Source organism: Mucilaginibacter lappiensis (genome assembly GCF_050433765.1).
Taxonomy (GTDB): domain Bacteria; phylum Bacteroidota; class Bacteroidia; order Sphingobacteriales; family Sphingobacteriaceae; genus Mucilaginibacter; species Mucilaginibacter lappiensis_A.
The window spans coordinates 233492-254384 of the sequence record NZ_JBNPWP010000003.1 but is presented as its reverse complement, the minus strand read 5'-3'; the positions used below and the strand labels follow the sequence as shown (position 1 = coordinate 254384).

Genomic DNA, 20893 nt, shown 5'->3' with positions numbered 1-20893 from the left:
CCTTCGGTTTGTTGATATTAACTAAGCCTAAGAAGCCGCCTGCGCTTTGCAGGACGGCCATCTTCGTTTCAACTAAATTAACCAGGATCAACTATTTTATTTTTATTTTTTTGTTATTGTAGGCAAGGTAATCGTAAGTGTATAAGTACCTGGAGAATACACTTTAAATGCATCAAAAGCCAAGTTCACATTTTTATTTAACGTATTGAACGTGCCTGGTATCCTGTAATAACTCAGTGTACCGTTGGCTCCTAATTTTATAGGGAAACCATTTGGCAAAACCGGGAACCCCCACTCCATGCCTGTTACGGTTTTAACCATCGGATAATATGGATTCATTTGTGCAAAATTCCCCCTGTCGCCCCTGTTTATAACCTCGCCTGCTGATGGGTTAAAGGGTTTTCCGTTTTTATCAACCACCTTGATAATAATTTTATCAGGACCGGCCGTACGCTCGATGGTTGCTTCAGGATTGGGCAGTGTAATAAAATTAGTTTCGGCCCCTACATCTGAATAGGAGGAAAACGTGGTGCCAATAGACGAATTTATTTTAGCCACCAGCTGAATATCACAGGCGTTAAGCAGTGTTTTTGTTCCCCTTTGATTGCTTACCTCTACATCAATAGTATATAACCCCGAATCAACATTCACGGTAGCTGTACTAAATTCAAGCCTGCCACCTATGGGGTTTACATGAAATGGTGGTTTCAGGCTTTTGGTGATCTTGGCATTTAACAATGCAAGCGTTGAATCGGCGTCAGTAATCTCACCAGAAAATGTACTGATTGTATCCGGCTGCAAAAGTTCAGGAGCAGGCTTGCCCGTAATTTTATTCCTGATAGCCAACAATTTAACCATTAAAGGCTGGGTTGACTGATCTGAATTGATGGAATTTGAATACATGGTTAAGCCCTGGGGTACAATAAGCAACTGCGGGCTATAATTGAGGTTATTGCTGATGTAACCCACTTCTGGTTTTTTACAACCACAGATAACTAAGGTTAGTAAAAAAGCAAGGTATGATAAATATATAAAGTTCTTTTTCATCGTAGTGCAAATTAAAATGTTACAAAAGTGTGGGTGTTGGATAGCACATGCAGGATGCCTCCCGATGAAGTTTCGATCCCTTGCGTTTGGCAAACTACCGTAACATCGGCCGGATTTGCCGGTGTGGGCAATTGCCCCGGCACATCAATTGCCCCCCTGATTTTTACATAATACAGGAAGTAAACCGGCGCCGATGAGTTGGTATAATAGGATGGATCAGTACTTTTTATACGCAGTATACCGCACGATAATTTGGCAAGATTGGTATTCACGTGAATTAACTCATCATTAAAATCGGTGATTTTTATTTGCTTGGTAAACAAGTATTGCCTCAATGAATCGGGAGTTAGCCTGGCGTACAAGCTATCCATCGTGAACTTGTTATTTTCATCAATTAACTGAACGCGGTGGGTTTGCAGGGCCAGGTACCTGTTTATTGAATAATCTGTAACTGCAAAAAAGGTACCTGCTTTGTTTACCTCATCCACCATATTATAGTGTTTTATAATGGTGGTAAGCGTATCAAAAATATGGTAAGGATGGCTTTGCAGATAATCAAATGTACTTAGTGATGTTTTAGCGGTATGTGTGCCACCACCACTTATGTATGTTTTTTTACAGGCTGTGGTCATCATTAAAGCCGCAGCTAACAGTGTAAAAAAGTAATATGTTGTTCTATTAGTTTTCATGTTATTACAATTTTGATGACCAGTAAGGGGTTTGTTTTAAACTATTATCGAGTGTAATAAGAATAGGGTCAATAGGCCAGTAATATTTGCCCCGGTTAAATTCAGACAGGCTTATTTTGGTGTCGCCAAATTCGGCTATGCCCTTTTGGCGGGCAAGACGTACCAGGTCATAAAAACGATGTCCCTCTAAAAACAGCTCCCGGCCACGTTCATCAATTATAGCTTCAAACAACTCATCAGCTGTGCCGCTGTAAGGTTTGATGCCTGCTGCTGTTCTGATCTGGTTTAACAAGGTAATAGCCGGTGCCGACTGGCCAATTGCGGCCAAAGCTTCGGCCCTGAGCAAAATGATATCCGAAAGCCTGAAAACAATAATGTTATAGTAAGCAACGGCTATTTGATTGGTATTTTGCTGTGTATACTGAAAGTTGGAGTATTTAATACAAATGGGGTCTGTAGTTCCCGTAAATGCAAAAGCGTTCTTTAACCTAAGATCGGTGGTATCTGCAAAAAGGCTGTTTAAATGATCTGTATTCATAACAAATACCGCGGAGCCATTTATCAGCGTATTATAAGGAGCTTTGGTGGTATAAAAAGGGATCCCGGCTGTTGAACCTTCGTTTGAGGCACTTTGGGCTATCTCAAAAATACCTTCTGTCGACTGACCCTTGTAAATACTTAAATACCCGGTACTGCTCCTGTCAACTAACTGGTAGTTTCCTCTTTTTATAACAGAATCTGCTGCTGCCGCGCAGTTCTGATAATCCTGCTGCCATGCATAAATATGCGCAAGCAAGGCAAAAGCGCTCCCGCGATTTGCCCTAACAGCGCGGTTATTTGAGTTTACGTAGCCATATTGCATAAGCGGTATAGCCTTTTTCAAATCGCTGATGCATTGAGCCAAAACGGTGGCTTGCGGGGTTCTTGCAGTACTTACCGCATCGCCTGCATTAACACTTTTAATCACCAGCGGTACATCGCCCCATACCCTTGATATATAGAAATAGGTAAACGCCCGCATAAAATAAGCCTCACCAATTAAATTGTTTTTGGTTACCACCAGATCATTCCCTGAGTTATCGGTAGTAAAATCAATGCCGGGGATATTCTGGATACAAAGGTTAGCGTTATCAATAACCCTGTAAAAATTATCCCACCTGCGCAGGTTTATCATGGTTCGGTAATCGGATGTTGCTGCAACCGGTAATGACCAGTTAACATTTCCAACATCATTCATATCCTCTACCCCTCCAAATGAGGAATACTCATCTGTAGCCACGTCGCCATAAGCATAATACGTTATTGTTTTATTATTGAGCGCGGTGCGCAATAGCGAATAACATCCTGCAACAGCACTGTTTGCCTCATTGGCTGTTTTAAAAAAATCAGTGGTAATAGGTGTACTAACTGGCTTAAGATCCAGAAATTTCTTGCAGGAAAAAGTTAATATGCTCATACTAACCAGTATTGCTATTATATATGTCTTTTTCATTTGTTTAATTTTTGATGATTTACGTTGTAAAAATTATTCATTGCCAGATACCGGGCTTTATCAAAATGTCAGGTCGAGGCCTAATGTTATTTTTTTAGGCTGAGGATAAGATGTACCATTTGCATAACCATCAACTCCCACCAGTTCGGGATCGGGTATGTTAGCATACTTTTTAAGGTAGATGTTATCAACTATGGAATAGATCCTGATAGATTGTAATTTATACCGGCTGGCTAATTTTGCCGGCAATGCATAACTTAATCTTGCGCTTTTAACTCTTATAAAGCTTCCGTTTTGTACAAAGGTTGACTGGGCTATGTTCCACTTATCTACATTGTTGGTTATCAGTCCCGGGAAAGTGGCTACATCACCCGGTTTTTGCCAGAATGTTTGTCCGTCGTTAAGTTTTAAGGCTACTGCAGCATTTGTACCATATACATCATAAGGATTATTAGTTCCGGCAACCTGCAACAGATCTGACAGATAACCATTCCTGATCTGGCGGCCAAACATGAAGGTTGTTAATATGCTTAAGGAGAAGTTTTTATAGGTGAATGTATTTGTAAAACCTCCTGTGAATTTAGGATTAGGACTCCCGTTCTCCACCCTGTCTTTATCATCAATAATGTAATCGCCGTTGATGTCTTTCCGTATAGGGTCACCTGCCGAATAAAACGGACCTGATTTGCTGTCATGACGCAAACGAAGGCCGGTTAAAGGATCAACGGGCACATCAGAATCTTTAGCGTACACCCCGGTAACTATCCATGAATTGTAATAAAATAATGGCTTACCTACCGTTAAGTTTTCTGACAGGTATGGTGGCCCGTAAGTAATATCCCTGTTGCCGTTTGGCAATTTGGTTACATAATTTTGGTTATAGGCAATGTTAAAGTTGGTTGACCATTGGAAAGCTGAAGAGCTTGCCATATTACGGGTATTGATGGTAATTTCAACACCTGTGTTACGCGTGCCAACAAAGTTACTGCTTATTGAGGTGTAACCTGTTGTAATAGGTACCGGTACCGAAAACACCTGGTTATTTGTATTCCTGATATAATAATCGCCGGTAAAATTTATCCTGTCATTAAAAAAGTTGATATCGGCCCCAATATTAAACTGCGGGCTGCTTTCCCATTTAATGGTTGGGGATGCTGCCGGTATATAATAATTAGGATAAGCCACCTGGGTGCCGCCATAAGTAGGGATATTTACAAGCCGCCTCTCGCCCGCAGTACCATTAGCCAGCGATGATCCGTCATAGTATGCATCCGAAATAAGTGTGGTATACTGCGCATAATAATTAGATGGGTCCTGCCCGGTAATACCAAAACTTCCTCTTATTTTCAGGAAGGAGATGGCCTTGCTCAATGGTTTAAAGAATGGCTCGTCAGAAAGTATCCATCCTGCTGAAACAGAAGGAAAATTGCCCCATCTGTGTTCAAGACTATATTTTGATGATGCATCCCTGCGATAATTTGCCTGAAACAGGTATTTACCCTTATAATCGTAACTAAACCTGGCAAAATATGATAGCTTCCTGTTTTCTTCAGAGTAAGAGTTACCTATTAAGTTTGCACCCGGAGCAACCCCCTGTACGGTTTTAACGCCATCAATAGATAGATTTAGTCCCTGTAAAAAAGAATTATCCCTTGTAAGGTCATAAGCGCCCTGCCCTATCAATGCCGAAAAGTTATGGTTTTCCTTTACCTTAAAGTCATAAGATAAAAAATTGTTAACCTCCCAGATCCTTTGCTGCAGAACTGTTGTTGAAGCCATACTTACACCATTATTGAGTTCGGCGGGTAAGAAATAATTCCTGGTATTATTATCGGTGTTAAATGAAAAACTACTGTTAAATATTAAGCCTTTAGCCAGTGTTGCTACCAGTTGTGAGTTGGCCAAAAGAGAAGTGTTGCGGTCATCATCTCTCAGGTCATCATACCGGCCTTCATACAACGCTTGTTCGGCAGGCCTGATCTGAAAAAACGAAGAAGGAAAACTTTGAACGCTGAACGGATAAGTGACAAATGGATCGCCCGAACCAATACCATGTTTTGATTTGGTGGTACCATAAATAACATTGGTGCTGAATTGAATAGCTTTAACCGGGTTAACCTGGAAATATAAGCTTGGCGTTAACCTGTTAAAATCATACCCTCTTAATACACCTTGTTCATAATACTTGTTCATTGAGAACTTATAAGAGTATTTTTCTTCGGCTCCGCTAATACTGGCATCAATACTTGAGAGCGTAGCCCTTTGGGTAAGTAGCCCCTGCCAGTCGGTATTGTTGTTAAAGGCAGTATTCAAGCTATCAGTAAGTATTGGGCTCAGCCCGTTTTGTATGTTGGTGTAAGCACCCTGGTCATAAAGTATCCCTAATTTTAAACGCCTTTCTGCAGCTCCCGTAACCACAGGTATTAATGAAGGCTTATCAGAAATACCGTAATAGGTTGATAAGCGAATTTGGGGGATGCCGAGTTTAGGGCGTTTTGTTTTAACAATGATAACACCATTTGATCCGCGCGAACCATATATGGCAGCAGCTGATGCATCTTTTAAAACATCAATTGATTCAATATCATTAGGGTTAATAATGGCTAAAGGGTTGCTGCCATAGCTTGATTGCTTATCATTTACATCATAAATGATATTATCTATTACATACAAAGGCGCTGTACTGCTGCCCTGGTTAATATTACTGCTGCCCCTTATATTAACAAGAGTGCTTGCACCAGGTTCACCTGAGGTACTTAGTACTGATAAACCGGCAACCCGCCCCTGCAAGGCCTGATCAAAGGAGGCATAAGGTGTATTTTCAATATCCTTACCCTTTACAGTGGCTATTGCGCCTGTGGTTTTACGCCTTTGAACTCCCTGATAACCTATCAGCACAACTTCCTGTAACGATTTAAGGTCATCATCAAGCAATACCTTTAAGGTACTTCTTGAGCCTACAGGAAACTCATTGGTTTTAAAACCAACCAAACGGAATAGAAGTACGGTGTTGGCCCCCTTTAAGGTTATGGAAAAGTGCCCCTCTTTATCGGTCACTGTTCCGTTTGTGGTACCCTTTTGAATTACACTTACACCGGGCAAACCGCCATTGGTTTTATCAACAACTACTCCGGTAACTGTTTTCTGCGCAAATGCCAGCCAGGGTATAAGCAAACAGAACAGTGTACAAAGGATCAAAAATTTCTTGTGGTGTGTAAAGGTTCTTGTCATAAATTATCACTTTAAATTCAATATCAATAAGTAATTTATATATGATAAATGTATGCGGATACCTTATGCTTTTTAATTGTTATTTTAACACATATTAACAATATATTATCCTATTTTTAACATTTAATTACTTGATAAACAATTAATTAAAAAGGCACACCACTGAGTGGTGTGCCTTTTTACAGGTTATAAGTGTTATAATGGTAAAATTAAAATACATGAAGTTTAATTTCTCAGCAAACAACCAATTGATGAGGAAACCCAGGCGATTATTCTTCCATGCTCACCGCGGTAAGTTCATCTGTATTACGGACAGGAGGTTCGGTGTTTAACAAATGCCTTACAAAAAAATCTCTTTTCTTTTTACGGCCATAAGGGCCGCCATCGCTATGACCCATTCCGGGTATAGTTAGCAGGTCAAAATACTTATTATGTTTTATCAGGGCATCAGCAAAGCGATAAGTCGACTCCGGAGGAACATTGTTATCGGCCTCACCTACAATCAGCAATAAACTACCTTTTAATTTATCAGCATTGGTAATGTTTGATTGCTGCTCATAATGCGGCCCTACCGGATAGCCCATCCACTGTTCGTTCCACCATTGTTTATCTATCCGGTTATCATGACACCCGCAGGCCGATACTGCAGCCTTATAAAATTCGGGATGAAACAATAATGCCCCTGCTGAATTTTGTCCCCCGGCTGATGTACCATAAACCCCTACCCGACTGATATCCGCCTGCGGGTATTTTGCAGCCATAGCCTGCATCCATAAAATACGGTCAGCAAAACCGGCATCAGCAAGGTTATGCCAGCATACATCATGAAAAGCTTTGGAGCGGTTAGCCGTGCCCATTCCGTCAATTTGTACCACTATAAATCCCAGCTGCGCGATGCTTTGCATTTCATTGATCACTGAAAAACTCTTGGGAACAAATGAATCCTGCGGACCGGCGTATATATTTTCAATAACAGGATAGCTTTTATTAGGGTTCATATTAGCCGGGCGATAGATAACGCCCCAAATATCTGTTTTGCCATCGCGGGCCTTGGCAACGAACACCTCGGGCAATTTAATACCGGTAGCTAACAGATCGCTCAGATCCTGGTGTTCAAGTTCGGTTATTGTTTTAAATGTTGATGTGTTCTTAAGCACCATACGCGGCGCTATATTCACTTCTGAATAGGTGTCGATATAATATTTCCTGCCAGGCGAAAAGGTAAGGCTATGGTTCCCTTTTTCGGGGGTTAGGTCAACCAGGTTCCTGCCATCAAAACCTATACGATAATAGTGGATAAAATAGGGGTCTTCGCCTGCATTTTTGCCACTCGCATTAAACCAGATCTCTCTTTTCTTTACATCTACACTATCAATATCCCTCACAACCCAGTTACCTGCGGTGATCAGCTTTTCTTTCCCTGTTAGTTCATTAACGAGATATGCGTGGCGCCACCCGTCCTTCTCGGTAACCCATATTATCTCATGCGTTTTGGGTAAATAACGTGTATAAATCCTTTGCTCATAGATAAATGTGTTTGTTTTTTCATCAATGATGTTGCGTGTTTTCCCGGTTTGTACATCCACCTCAATAACCCTGAAGCGCTGGTGCCCCCGGTCAACCTTTTCATACGTAAAATATCGGCTGTTCCCGTCGCGCCAGTGCAGCACTGGGGCCCCAAAAAAGTCAAGTTTTTCTGCATCAACCTTTAATTTACTTTTATCGGTTATGCTGAAAATAAACGGCTCATAAGTGGTAAATTCATCTCCCGGCTGGTCATATTCATGCGATTTAAGCTTACCACGTGTTGTGCCGGGTACCGAACTGAGAATATAGTATACCTCTTTTGTTTTTTTAGGGTCAATATGATAGGCTACCAAATGTTTGCTATCAGGAGCCCATGATACCTCGCCATAAGGTTTATCAAGGCTGCCATCAGTAGTGAATTGAATTTCGGCAGACCCTTTTAATGACTTTACATAAATATTACCGCCCTTTATAAAAGCAGCCCATTGTTTATCAGGCGAAACAGAATCAGTTACTAATCCTTCCCAACGGTACCTGCGTGTTTGAAGCGGCTCATTAGGATCATAACTCTTAAATAACGTATCGGTTGTTTTTTCGCAATGATAATTACTCAGGTCACATTTCAACCAGCTATCATTTATTTTAAGCGTTACCTGCTTTTCATCGGCACTAAAAAACATTTTCGTGATGTGCAGCTTGTTCACCGGCAATGGTTTGCCAAGTACTGTGCTAATAACATCAGCCATTTGTTTACTGTCAAATGCTTTGCGTTTTAATCCTTTTTCAGCATCTACAAAATAATAATCGGTTTCATTGTTTTTTACCCGCTTGCCATACCAAAATTGTTTGTTATTTGGCTGCCAGTTGGGCTTAATGTTATAGTTAATTGCCAATTTCTTCCAGGCCGAATCAAGTTTATCGGCATGGATATAGGATTGTAATACCTCCTGGTGAGTGGGTAAATATGGTGCAACCGGTGTTTGCTGGGCATAAGTGTGAGCTGCTGAAAAAACAAGCAGAATTAAAAAAAATGAGTATAGGTGCGAACGCGTACCATGCATAACGATAAGAGTTTATGTTTATTAAAATTAAATAATAGCCGGGCATCATTTTTTCAATAAATTACCAACTATTACCCAGCAATTACCCTTTAATCAGTCATTACCTGCCAATTATCTTTAAAAGCCTTACCCCATGTGGCGGTATGTTAAAGGATATATTTTTTAACGGTGCAGCAGTTATATCCTTTTGCTTCCAAACATCCCTTACAACGGTTGCTTTTGTCAGGTTTATCTGTTTAAACTGCAGGTTGTAGTTTTTATATTTATCGCCGGTGTTAAATACCCCCACCGCTTTACTGCCATCCGCAAGTGGTTTTAGCCAAACCTGTATCCCATTATCATTTATCAACCGCTCGGCTTGCTTACCAGATACATCCTGATCAAGGGCTATCACTTCACGGTTTTTTAGCAGGTTCAGGGTAAACTCATCCAGCTTACTCATATCACAGCCAATAAGCAATGGCGCTGATAGCAGGCTCCATAAACTTATATGGGTATATTGCTCATACGGGGTTAAGTTTGTTGGGTGCAGGTTCTCGCCCCAGCCCACCATGCCCACTATCAGCATGTCGGGATCATTCCATCCGCCCGGATGTGCATAGGTCGCATTATTGGTTTGACTAAAGCCAATACTATAAAGGCTTTCCCAGGTATCAGTAATATCTTCGGTTGTACGCCACAGGCTGCCGTTCATTTCCGCGCCCCATTTCCATACATCATGTATACCGTACTGGCAGATACTGTAAACCATATCACGCTGGTGTTTTTTCAATTCATCGCGCATTACTATGTAGGGTTTTTGCTGGGCATAAAGTGTTGTATCACCAGCTGTGTTATCAGAGTAACTGCACAGGTCATACTTTAAATAGTCAACTCCCCAGTTAAAATAAGTCATGGCATCCTGCGCTTCGTGACCAAATGAGCCTAAGAAACCGCCACATGTTTTAGCCCCCGGCGAAGAATAAATGCCAAATTTCAACCCCTCCTGGTGCAATTGACCGCCCAAAGCCTTCATGTCCGGAAATTTCTCATTAGGGATGATCTCGCCTGAGTTTAACCTTTGTGCCGCCTGCCAGCCATCATCAACATTAATATAGTTCCAGCCATAATCAGTAAGTCCTTTATCAATCATGGCCCGGGCCGAACTTTTTACTTTTGCATCGCTCACGCTTAATCCCCAGCAGTTCCAGCTATTCCAGCCCATGGGCGGGGTTAAGGCCAGCTTGTCGCCAACCTTAATTATAAATGCTTTTCTGTTTTCCCCAAAACGGTTGCTTACTTTAATGTTTAAGGTATAGCTCCCGTTTTTTGGGAGGCTACCTGTTATAATACCCTTTTGTGTATCAAAGCTTATACCTGCGGGCAGGTGTTGAATACTATATTTAAAAGGCCTTTGCCCGCTTACCGGTACCTTATAAATTATAGGTGAACCCGCGTGTACGCCCAACACTCCGGCGCCGTTAATTAAAGGTTCCAGGGGCTCTTTGGGGGTTAGCAGGTATGGGGCAATTTCTGTAAAGCTTTTTACTTTTCCTGATGCCTTTTCTTTAAAATCATAAACAAGTTTTATTCCTTCGCGGTGTGGAAAGGCAAGTGTAAAAGCTTTCCCAGAATATGCGGGTAAAGAAGCAGGTATCAATTTATCTTCAATAACCCTGTCCTTTAACTCGTCTATTACCTGGTAATGAAGTATTCCCGCTATTGCAGTATTGAATTTATTGCTTACAGTTAACTTCTGTTCAGCTTTGCTGCCAGGCAAAAATTCTATTCCGGAAAGATTAAATGCAATACCATCAGACTTTTCGAGCATATCGATAAATGGCGACCCCATAAATATGCCTCCGGAACCACCACCATCAAAAACTTTTATGGCAATAATATTTTCTGCATCCCATTTTATAGCAGGACTGCCGGCCGCGACACAATAATTGCGGCTGGCGGGCCACTTGCTTATGTAACCGCCCTGGTCATCAGGGAACGCCCCAGTTTTCCCTATCAATGTACCGTTAAGATAAGTTTCGTCGGCATCGTTTACGTGAGCTAAAAAAACCCGCAAACTATCACCCCATACCGCGCTTTGTTTTAATGACGATGGGATAGTAACATGTATCCTGTACCAGGCATATCCGTGATAGTCTGGGTAACCCTGACTTTGCCACACCTCACCGACTTTAATATCCTTCCATTGGTTATCATTAAAAGCAGCGGCCTTCCAGTCGGATGCATCACCTATAGAAAATTTAGCGGCTGGCAGCTTTAAATATTTGCCGTTTTGGGCATAGGCTACCTGGATTGAAAACCAAAGCGCTATGCCTATGAAAAATCTGATCATGTTATAGTTATATTGATAAGCAGCGTGATTAATCGTTAACCAACAACGATTCGCCTGCTCCTTTTTTTTGTTGGGTTCTGCCTATCAGGTAATAAACAGGAATCCCGGTAAGCGTAATAATTAATCCGGGCCAGGTATACGCGGGCTTATATTTGATGAGCAACAGGCAAAAGGTGAGCCCCATAATGATATAAATTACAGGCAAAACAGGATAACCGAAGGCCTTGTAAGGTCGTTCGGCATCCGGCATTTTTTTGCGTAAAATAAATATGCCGATGATGGTAAGTACATAAAAAACGACAACAACAAATGATATCATATCCAGCAGATCGCCATATTTACCACTAAGGCTCCACAAACAGGCAAAAATGCATTGCAGCCATAAGCCAAAGCCAGGCACCGAGTTTTTATTGAGTATACCAACTTGTTTAAAAAACAATTTATCCTTCGACATGGAGTAATAAACACGGGCACCAGACATGATCAGCCCGTTATTACAACCAAAAGTGGATACCATGATAAGCAGAGCTATAATAATAGTACCAGAGCTGCCAAATATCTGTTGAGATGCCGTTACACCTACCCTATCCTTATCTGCCGTAGCAATATCATGTAATGACAGCACACCTGTGTACATGATGTTAGTTAAAATATAAATAACCGTAACGATCACTGTACCTAAAGCCAAACTTAGACCAATATTCCTTTTCGGATTTTTAACCTCGCCAGCAATAAAGGTAACATTGTTCCAGGAATCGCTGCTGAATATGGAACCAACCATGGCCGAGGCGATGGCACCTAATGCAGCAAGGGTAGTATAAGATGCAATTGATCCATCGGCTTTTAAGCTATGCAATGTCCAGGCATTATGCCAGTTGCTGCTCCATACGGAGGCTTTTACGGCAAATAAGCCAAACACAATTAAACCCAGCAGACTTAACAGCTTGGCCATAGTAAATATAGTTTGAACAATTTTACCACTGTTTACCCCTCGCGTATTGATGTAGGTGAGCAGTACTATAACCAGTATAGAAAGCAACTGCGCGGGCGAAATGGTAATAAAGCCGAGATCAACAGTTACCAGTGTTTCGCTAAGCTGCGGAATTAAATAGGCAGTAAACTTTGCAAAGGCTACACCTACGGCTGCTATGGTTGCCGTTTGAATAACGGTAAAAAAACTCCAGCCATATAAAAAACCTACCAGTGGATTATATGCTTCTTTGAGGTAAATATATTGTCCGCCGGCCTTTGGGAACATCGCACTTAATTCACCATAACTAAGGGCGGCTGTGAGGGTCATAAAGCCCGTTATGAGCCAAACAAATAGTAGCCAGCCCGCGCTGCCTACATTACGGGTAATATCGGCACTTACAATAAAAATGCCCGAACCGATCATACTACCTGCTACCAGCATAGTTGCATCAATTAATCTTAACGATGGTTTAAATGAGGTATTAGTATCCATGCAAAATTTTGATCTTTATTTAAAAAAATGAGGAATAAGTATTGATGCTTACTTGTTAAAATCGTAAAACTTCCAGCTGGTAGTAAAATCCCTGGTTAAGGGTTGATTGGTTAATGTGGCCCTTACCATTTCTATGGGAATAAGATTCTCTTTCATTACGGCGTCATGAAATTGCTTATAGGTCATTTTACCGCTGTCAACCATCTCCTTTTTCAGTTCCATCAGCTGTAATCCGCCCAGGAGATAGGCTACCTGGTAAAGCGGACTGTATCCACCTTCAAATGAGCGCCTTACTTCGCCTTCGGCATTTGCTTTTTCGTGGCCTACCCTATCTACTAAAAAGTCAATGCACTGCTGCGGGGTCCAATTGCCCAAATGATAGTTTAAAGAAAATATAATACGGGCACAGCGGTGCATACGCCAAAACAGCATACCAACCCGCTCCTCGGGCGTTTTAGCAAAACCTTTATCATACAACAATAACTCCCAATATAAAGACCAGCCTTCGCCGGCGAAGGGAGTAGTAAAATCCTGCCTGTAGGCCTTATAACGGCTATTCATAAAATATTGCAGGTTATGACCGGGAATCAGCTCATGCTGTACAGTCCCCCTGGAAAAATAGGGATTGTTGCCCCGCATACTCATGAGCTTATCCTGCGCCTCCATGGTATTGGTTGGGTAAGAGATACTGATCTCCTTTCCACCTGTAAAAAATGGATTGACCAATTGGCGCTCGGGCGACATCATAACCATGCCCCAGGTTTCTTCGGCAAGTGGTGGTATGGTGATCAGGTCGCGCTCTTTAATAAAGCCTATAGCATCGTTATATAGTTTAACAATCAGTTCTGGCTGATGGCCCACAGGCACATAGCTGTTCTTTACCTTTTCGAGCGCTTTTTTCCACTCGTTGCCGAAACCCATTTCCTGCGAGGCCTTCAGCATTTCTTTATCACACCAGGCAAATTCTTTATTAGCCAGTTTTATCAGTTCCTCCGGCGTGTAAGGGATCATTTCGGACTGAAGCTGCCTTATCAATTCCTGCTTGCCAATCGGAACCCCTTTAATACCACTGCTATCGGCCTTTTGCGTAGTATTTAGTTTACCTTTAACTAACGCTAAATCACTATATTTTTTTAGCGAGTTATCAAGTTTTTGATAAGATTGAGGTACCCACCAGGTAAATGAAGGATCATAAGCATAATAAAAATCATAAAAATCTGTCAACCTCCCTTTTAGCCCCAAAAGCGCATCATGCATTTTTTTTGCCAATGGCAAATCTATGCTTGGCAGCTTGGAATAAACAGTCGAGTCTTTTTTAAGTAGCTGCAGTATAAGGACTAATTCGCCGGCAACCTTTTCTCCGTCAACAAAATCGCCCCGGCGGCGCTTTTTTTCCAACGCATAAATTCTATCTGAAAATGAAACAAATTTGGCCACCTGGTTATACTGATCATCCTCCTTTTTAAGCATGTCAATTTCATAGTTAATTCTTTTTTTCAGGAGGATATAGTCCACTTTGCCATATATGCTCATCGATGCAAAATCCATTTCGCCCAGTTGATTCAGGTAATCCGCGTTTATTTCCAATAATCTTTTTCTTTGCTCCGGAGAATTGAGAACGTGAAGTTTATACTGATCCTCTGCATGTTTGTTAACATTATAAGGAGAGTAAAAATCCTTTATGGCATTGATATCCTGTCCATATTGTATAATCTTCCCTGCAACCTCGCTTGTCTGTTCAAAAAGAGGATTTGAAAAAGACGTATTCTGTGCTTTGGTCATAAAAGCTATCATGACCAAAAAAACTACCATTAAATTTGATATTATGTTATTGCAACGGACTATCACTTAGTAAGTATTAAAAAGTAAAATAATTAAAAAAATAGTTCAGGATGATTTAGCTGGCCGCCCTGGCAAGGGTAATGATATTATGATGGTAATTATCCAGGTATCCTCGTGGCGAGTTGCCTATGATAAGTTTGAAAACGCGGTTAAAATTGGTAATGCTCTTAAATCCGCATTTGTAAGCAACCGTATTAATGCTTTCAAAGCGGTGTGCAATGAGTTTTTTGCAAGCTTCGTTAATTCTTACTTCATTAAGAAAAGTTACAAATGTATGCCCGGTATGTTTTTTAAAATAGCGGCAAAAAGACTCCGGGGTCATAAAAGCAACCTTTGCAACATCCTCTAAAGTAATATCCTCCATAAAGTGCTGCATGATATAATTATAAATACTACCTATACGGATACCTTCGTTTTCTGTTATTCCCGGCAAATTACCGTAGGTAGATAAGGGATCTAATTTTGCCCTGATACAGGTAAATTCTTTTAAAAGGTTTAAAAAAGCCATAAACTGATCCAAACCACATTGATCTTGTAAAAGATTCATAGCCTTGTAAATTTTACCTAAAGTATAGTTAGGCAATTTAAAGCCTTGTTGGTGCTGTTGTATAAAGATAGCGCTGGGCTTCATCTCCGGAAGATTAAATACATTGGCCAGTACCCCATCAGAATTAAAAAAAACAGTTAATGCTTCTACCATTTTACCCGAATTTGGTAAAAAATACTCAGGGCTACTTTTGAATACGTGGGGCATATTAGCGCCTATTAAAAACACATCACCTGCCACATAATGATGCATATTATTTCCTACAATTAAAGTCCCCTCCCCTTTCTTAATCCACGTAAGCTGAATTTCCTTGTGGCGATGTAAATAGGGATAATGATACGGTTGACAAACCTTTTCTGCGATCACGCTTTTATCATGCGCTACCGGAATAGTAAACTGTAAAACTTTCATAACAACAAGATTAATTAGTGTTTAATTTACAATCATTTAATATTAGAATCCAAATTTTACCGCCAAAAAGGTAATTTACAACCACAACAGGCTAATATATTGTGAATACAATACTTAATATGGGTAAAATTGAAGCATTCAAAATAATAATTGTCGATTACACAATAATAGTAGAATACAGGGCATCAATCCTTCTTATTCCCAAATAATCTTTTAAAAAGAGAAAGCCACCAGATTCCTGTTTAATCAAAAAAAATGAAGTTTCGATTGTATTGGTAAAAAAGGCAAATACATTACCAATTAAATAAAGAAGCTAAAATCCTGCTATTTATAGCAAATATGATTAAAAATAGCTCATGCAGTCGTAGTAATTTAGATTTTTCATAAAGAGATCTAACTAACCGATAATGCTATGGTAAATAAAAAGTGTTTTATATTAAATGTAGTTGTTGTTTTGGGCTTTCTAACCGCCAACATAACTTATGCGCAATCATACGTACCCGAGTGGAACGAGACCCGCTTAAAAGTGAAACCCCAAACCGAGATCAAGGCCTACACTTTTGATTTAAAAGATGTACAATTACTTAATAGCCCTTTTAAACAGGCTATGCAGGCTGATGCGGCTTACCTATTATCCATTGAGCCCGACAGGTTATTAGCTGGCTTCCGCTCTCACTCGGGGTTAAAACCAAAGGGAAAAATGTATGAAGGCTGGGAGACATCGGGCTTAGCAGGGCATACACTCGGTCACTACCTATCGGCCCTATCTATGCATTATGCATCAACCCGCGATCCTGAATTTTTAAAACGGGTAAACTATATAGTTAAAGAATTGGGGGAATGCCAGGTTGCACGTAAAACAGGTTATGTGGGCGCTATCCCAAAAGAAGATACCATTTGGGCCGAAGTAGCAAAAGGTGATATCCGCTCACGCGGTTTCGACCTGAATGGTGGCTGGTCGCCATGGTACACTGTACATAAGGTAATGGCCGGACTATTGGATGCCTATTTATACTGTAACGATACCCAGGCGCTAAAAATATGCAAAGGCATGGCCGACTGGACCGGGGAAACTCTTAAAAACCTCGATGATGAAAAGCTGCAGAAAATGTTGCTTTGCGAATACGGAGGCATGGCAGAAACCCTGGTTAATTTATACTCCATAATTGGCGATAAGAAATACCTTGACCTATCCTATAAATTTTACGACAAACGCATATTAGATCCGCTTGCCGAAAAGAAAGATATACTGCCCGGTAAACATTCCAACACGCAGATTCCTAAAATAATTGCCAGCGCCAGGCGGTATGAACTTAACGGCGATAAAAAAGACAAAGCCATTGCCGATTTCTTTTGGGAAACCATTGTAAATAATCACTCTTATGCCACCGGGGGTAACAGCAATTACGAGTATTTAAGCGAACCCAACAAACTAAACGATAAACTTACAGAAAATACGACAGAAACCTGTAATACCTATAATATGCTTAAACTCACCAGGCATTTATTTGCCCTTGAGCCATCTGCAAAGTTTATGGACTATTACGAAAAGGCCTTATATAACCACATCCTGGCATCGCAAAACCATGAAACAGGCATGATGTGCTACTTTGTACCTCTAAGGATGGGCGGAAAAAAGGATTACAGCAGTCCCTTTGACACCTTTACCTGCTGCGTAGGCTCGGGCATGGAAAACCATGTTAAGTATAATGAAAGCATCTATTTCAGAGGTGCCGATGGCAGCTTATATGTTAATTTGTTTATCCCATCGGTATTAAACTGGAAAGAAAAAGGTTTATCAATAAAACAGGAAAGCAACCTGCCCGAGAGCGACAGAACCACACTTACGGTAACAACCGTAAAACCTGTTCAGATGGCCATCCGCGTACGTAAACCCAAATGGGCCGCTAATACCAGTATCAGCATAAACGGGAAAAAGCAGCAGCTTACTGCAGATGCACAGGGTTACCTGGTCTTAAACCGCAAATGGAAAAACAACGATAAAATTGAATTCACCATGCCTGAGGATGTTTACACCGAAGCCATGCCGGATAACGCCAACAGGCGCGCGGTATTTTACGGACCGATTTTATTGGCAGGCGTTTTAGGCAATACCGAACCCGACCCGCTTAAGGGTGTGCCCGTATTTGTAACCAGCGAAACCGACCCCAACAAGTGGTTGCAGATGGTTGATAAAAAGCAATTAAGCTTTAATGCCACCAATATTGCCAAACCAACCGATGTTAAGCTGATCCCTTTTAATCAAACCAAAAACGAATACTATTCTGTTTATTGGGATGTATTTACGCCAGACTCATGGGCTGTACAGCAAAAGGCGTACGATGAGCAAAGGAAGAAACAACAGGAACTGGAAGCACGTACTACAGATATTTTGCGCGTAGGCGAAATGCAGCCCGAACGTGACCACAATTTTGGCGGGGAAAACGCTGTCACAGGGGAAGATCATCAGAAAAAATGGCGATCTACCGAAAACGGAGGTTACCTGCAATATGAAATGAAGGTTGATGCCAACAGCCAAAACACGCTCATTAATACCTACTGGGGCATGGATAACCGGGGCCGTATATTTGATATCATGATAGACGATATTAAGCTATCTACCGAAGATTTGAATCAATATAAGGAAAGCCGCTTTTATGATATCAGCTATCTTATTCCTATCGAACTTACTAAAGGCAAACAAAAAGTAACCGTTAAATTATTGCCCAAAAAAGACAACAGCGCGGGCCCGGTTTATGGCAGTCGCATGGTAAAGAACTAATTAAACAATTCAAGAAACTATATAATGATAAAAAAAGGAAAAGTAGCTTGTTTGCTATTATCAATGATAGGAATAAGCAACATAGTGTTTGGGCAGCAAAAGGATTACCCTATACAGCCTGTAGCATTTACCAGCGTACATGTAAACGACAAATTTTGGGAACCTAAAATGGAGGTTAACGCGAATGTAACCATCCCTTATGTGCTTGCGCAATGCAAAAAAAATGGCCGCATGGATAACTTTTTGCGTGCAGGCAAGCAGTTGGATGGCGATAAGCTAAGCGAGTTTCCGTTTGATGATACGGATGTTTATAAGGCAATTGAGGGTGCTTCTTATTCCATGCAAAATAAAAAGAACCCAAAGCTTGACAGGTACATAGATACACTTATTAATATTATTGGTGCTGCTCAGGAGCCTGATGGCTACCTGTACACCTTCCGTACGGTGCATGCAAAAAAACCACACGAATGGATTGGTGATAAACGCTGGGTGAATGAAGAGATATTAAGTCACGAGTTGTATGATTGCGGGCATTTGTATGAGGCCGCTGTTGCCCATTACCAGGCTACCGGCAAACGCACCCTGCTTAACATCGCCATAAAAAACGCCGACCTGCTGGTAAAAACCTTCGGACCGGGTAAGATCGAAGAATATCCCGGTCATCAGATCGTGGAGATCGGTTTATCAAAAATGTACAGGGTTACGGGCAACAAACAATACCTGGATCTTGCTAAATTCTTTTTAGACGTTCGCGGACCAAAAGGAGATGCTTATAATCAAGCCAATAAAAAAGTGGTTGACCAGCATGAAGCCGAAGGCCACGCTGTACGTGCCGCCTACATGTACACCGGCATGGCAGACATTGCAGCACTAACAGGCGACACCAAATATTTAAATGCTATTGATGACATCTGGGGCGATGTGGTTAATAAAAAGCTGTACATCACAGGCGGCATAGGCGCCACCGGTGCCGGCGAGGCTTTTGGTGATGCCTACCAGTTGCCCAATATGTCGGCTTATGCAGAAACCTGCGCGGCCATAGGTAATGTTTACTGGAACAACCGCATGTTTTTACTGCATGGCGACTCCAAATACATTGATGTACTGGAAAGAACACTTTATAATGGCCTGTTATCGGGCGTATCATTGAGCGGCGATCGTTTCTTTTACCCCAATCCCTTAGCTTCCATGTTTCAACACCAGCGCAGTGCCTGGATCAGCTGTGCGTGCTGCATCAGTAACATGACCCGGTTTTTACCATCGTTGCCGGGTTACGTTTACGCCAAAAACAAAAATGATCTTTATGTAAACCTGTTCATGAGCAACTCCAGCAATATTAAGCTTACTTCGGGCAATGTAAACATTGTTCAGCAAACGGATTACCCGTGGAAAGGACAGGTTGATATTACTGTTAATCCTGTAAAAACAACAGCGTTTACCTTAAGGGTACGTATACCGGGCTGGGCCAAACAACAACCCGTTCCGGGCAACCTGTATACCTTTATGAATAAAACTCCGCTGCCTGTTGTCCTATATGTAAACGGCAAAGCAACCTCATTTGTAACCGAAAAAGGTTATGCAGTTTTAAAACGCAGCTGGAAAAAAGGCGATAAAGTTTCCCTGGCATTACCTTTAGAGACTGAAAAGGTTTTGGCTAATGAAAATGTAAAAGACGATAGAGGCCGTTTTGCATTTGAGCGCGGCCCGATAGTTTATTGCCTGGAAGGACCGGATAACCGCGACAGCCTTGTTCAGAACATATTAATTGATAAGAATGCTATTGCCGAAGCGAATTATAAAACCGACCTGTTAAATGGCGTGGACGTTATTAGTATTGGCGGTAAAAGCACCAAAAGGCAGTTAAACAGTGATAGCCTGATAGAAACAGATCAACAAGTAAAGGCCATCCCCTATTATGCCTGGGCCAACCGCGGGCCGAGTGAAATGACGGTATGGATACCTTATGAAGCATCAGCCGCAAGCCCGAAACCGGCACCAACCATCGCCAGCACCAGTACAGTATCCTCGTCATTAAAAAACAAAAGAATGTACATGGCTATTAAAGATCAGTATGAGCCAGGCAGTTCGGGCGATACCAACTACCCTTACCTGCACTGGTGGCCGGCCCATAATACCAGTGAATATGTGCAGTATGACTTTAATACCGAGCATACCATTAGTGAATCGAAAGTATACTGGTATGACGACGGACCATGGGGAGGCTGCCGTATACCAGCTTCATACCAGCTATTTTATAAAAAAGACGGAGAATGGGTACCTGTAAAAAACACAACGCCCTATACCATAAGCAAGGATAGTTACAATAAGATAACGTTTGAACCGGTTAACACCACTGCTTTAAAAATGGTGATCCAGCTTCCTGCCGACAATTCTACCGGAATCCATGAATGGGCGGTGAAATAAAACTATAGTAGCCAGCCAGCAAAAAGGCCTGAATCACGGTTTA

General features: G+C 41.4%; 11 protein-coding genes. 2 read left to right on the top strand and 9 right to left on the bottom strand.

Annotation, left to right across the window (positions count from 1 at the left end):
* Positions 1-102: 102 nt before the first annotated feature.
* The 9 genes from M2273_RS11265 to M2273_RS11225 all read right to left on the bottom strand — a co-directional run bounded on the left by M2273_RS11265 (position 103) and on the right by M2273_RS11225 (position 15644).
* On the bottom strand, positions 103-1047 hold the full coding sequence (locus tag M2273_RS11265; RefSeq protein WP_429396780.1) for a hypothetical protein: 945 nt from the start codon (positions 1045-1047) through the stop codon (positions 103-105).
* Positions 1048-1058: 11 nt separating this feature from the next.
* Positions 1059-1736, bottom strand: a complete 678-nt coding sequence (locus M2273_RS11260) for a hypothetical protein (protein WP_429396779.1) — start codon at positions 1734-1736, stop codon at positions 1059-1061.
* 4 nt (positions 1737-1740) lie between these two features.
* The gene (locus tag M2273_RS11255) at positions 1741-3228 is read right to left on the bottom strand and encodes a RagB/SusD family nutrient uptake outer membrane protein (RefSeq protein WP_429396777.1); all 1488 of its coding nucleotides are present in this window, start codon (positions 3226-3228) and stop codon (positions 1741-1743) included.
* 60 nt (positions 3229-3288) lie between these two features.
* Positions 3289-6459: a SusC/RagA family TonB-linked outer membrane protein gene (locus tag M2273_RS11250; protein ID WP_429396776.1), complete on the bottom strand. Its 3171-nt coding sequence runs from the start codon at positions 6457-6459 to the stop codon at positions 3289-3291.
* Between the two features lie 269 nt (positions 6460-6728).
* Entirely contained in the window at positions 6729-9047 is a 2319-nt protein-coding gene (locus M2273_RS11245) for a prolyl oligopeptidase family serine peptidase (protein ID WP_429396774.1), read from the bottom strand.
* A 100-nt stretch (positions 9048-9147) separates the two neighbouring features.
* The gene (locus M2273_RS11240) at positions 9148-11379 is read right to left on the bottom strand and encodes a putative Ig domain-containing protein (protein ID WP_429396772.1); all 2232 of its coding nucleotides are present in this window, start codon (positions 11377-11379) and stop codon (positions 9148-9150) included.
* 28 nt (positions 11380-11407) lie between these two features.
* Positions 11408-12844, bottom strand: coding sequence for an APC family permease (locus M2273_RS11235; RefSeq protein ID WP_429396770.1), 1437 nt, complete (start codon positions 12842-12844; stop codon positions 11408-11410).
* Between the two features lie 48 nt (positions 12845-12892).
* The gene (locus M2273_RS11230; protein ID WP_429396768.1) at positions 12893-14656 is read right to left on the bottom strand and encodes a DUF885 family protein; all 1764 of its coding nucleotides are present in this window, start codon (positions 14654-14656) and stop codon (positions 12893-12895) included.
* Between the two features lie 85 nt (positions 14657-14741).
* Positions 14742-15644 (bottom strand): AraC family transcriptional regulator, encoded by a 903-nt coding sequence (locus tag M2273_RS11225; RefSeq protein ID WP_429396766.1) that lies wholly within the window; start codon positions 15642-15644, stop codon positions 14742-14744.
* 412 nt (positions 15645-16056) lie between these two features.
* Here M2273_RS11225 and M2273_RS11220 point away from each other — a divergent pair, with 412 nt between their 5' ends.
* The gene (locus M2273_RS11220) at positions 16057-18426 is read left to right on the top strand and encodes a beta-L-arabinofuranosidase domain-containing protein (protein WP_429396764.1); all 2370 of its coding nucleotides are present in this window, start codon (positions 16057-16059) and stop codon (positions 18424-18426) included.
* 24 nt (positions 18427-18450) lie between these two features.
* A complete protein-coding gene (locus tag M2273_RS11215; RefSeq protein ID WP_429396762.1) occupies positions 18451-20850 on the top strand; it encodes a glycoside hydrolase family 127 protein in 2400 nt (799 codons plus the stop codon).
* The last annotated feature ends 43 nt before the right edge of the window (positions 20851-20893 follow it).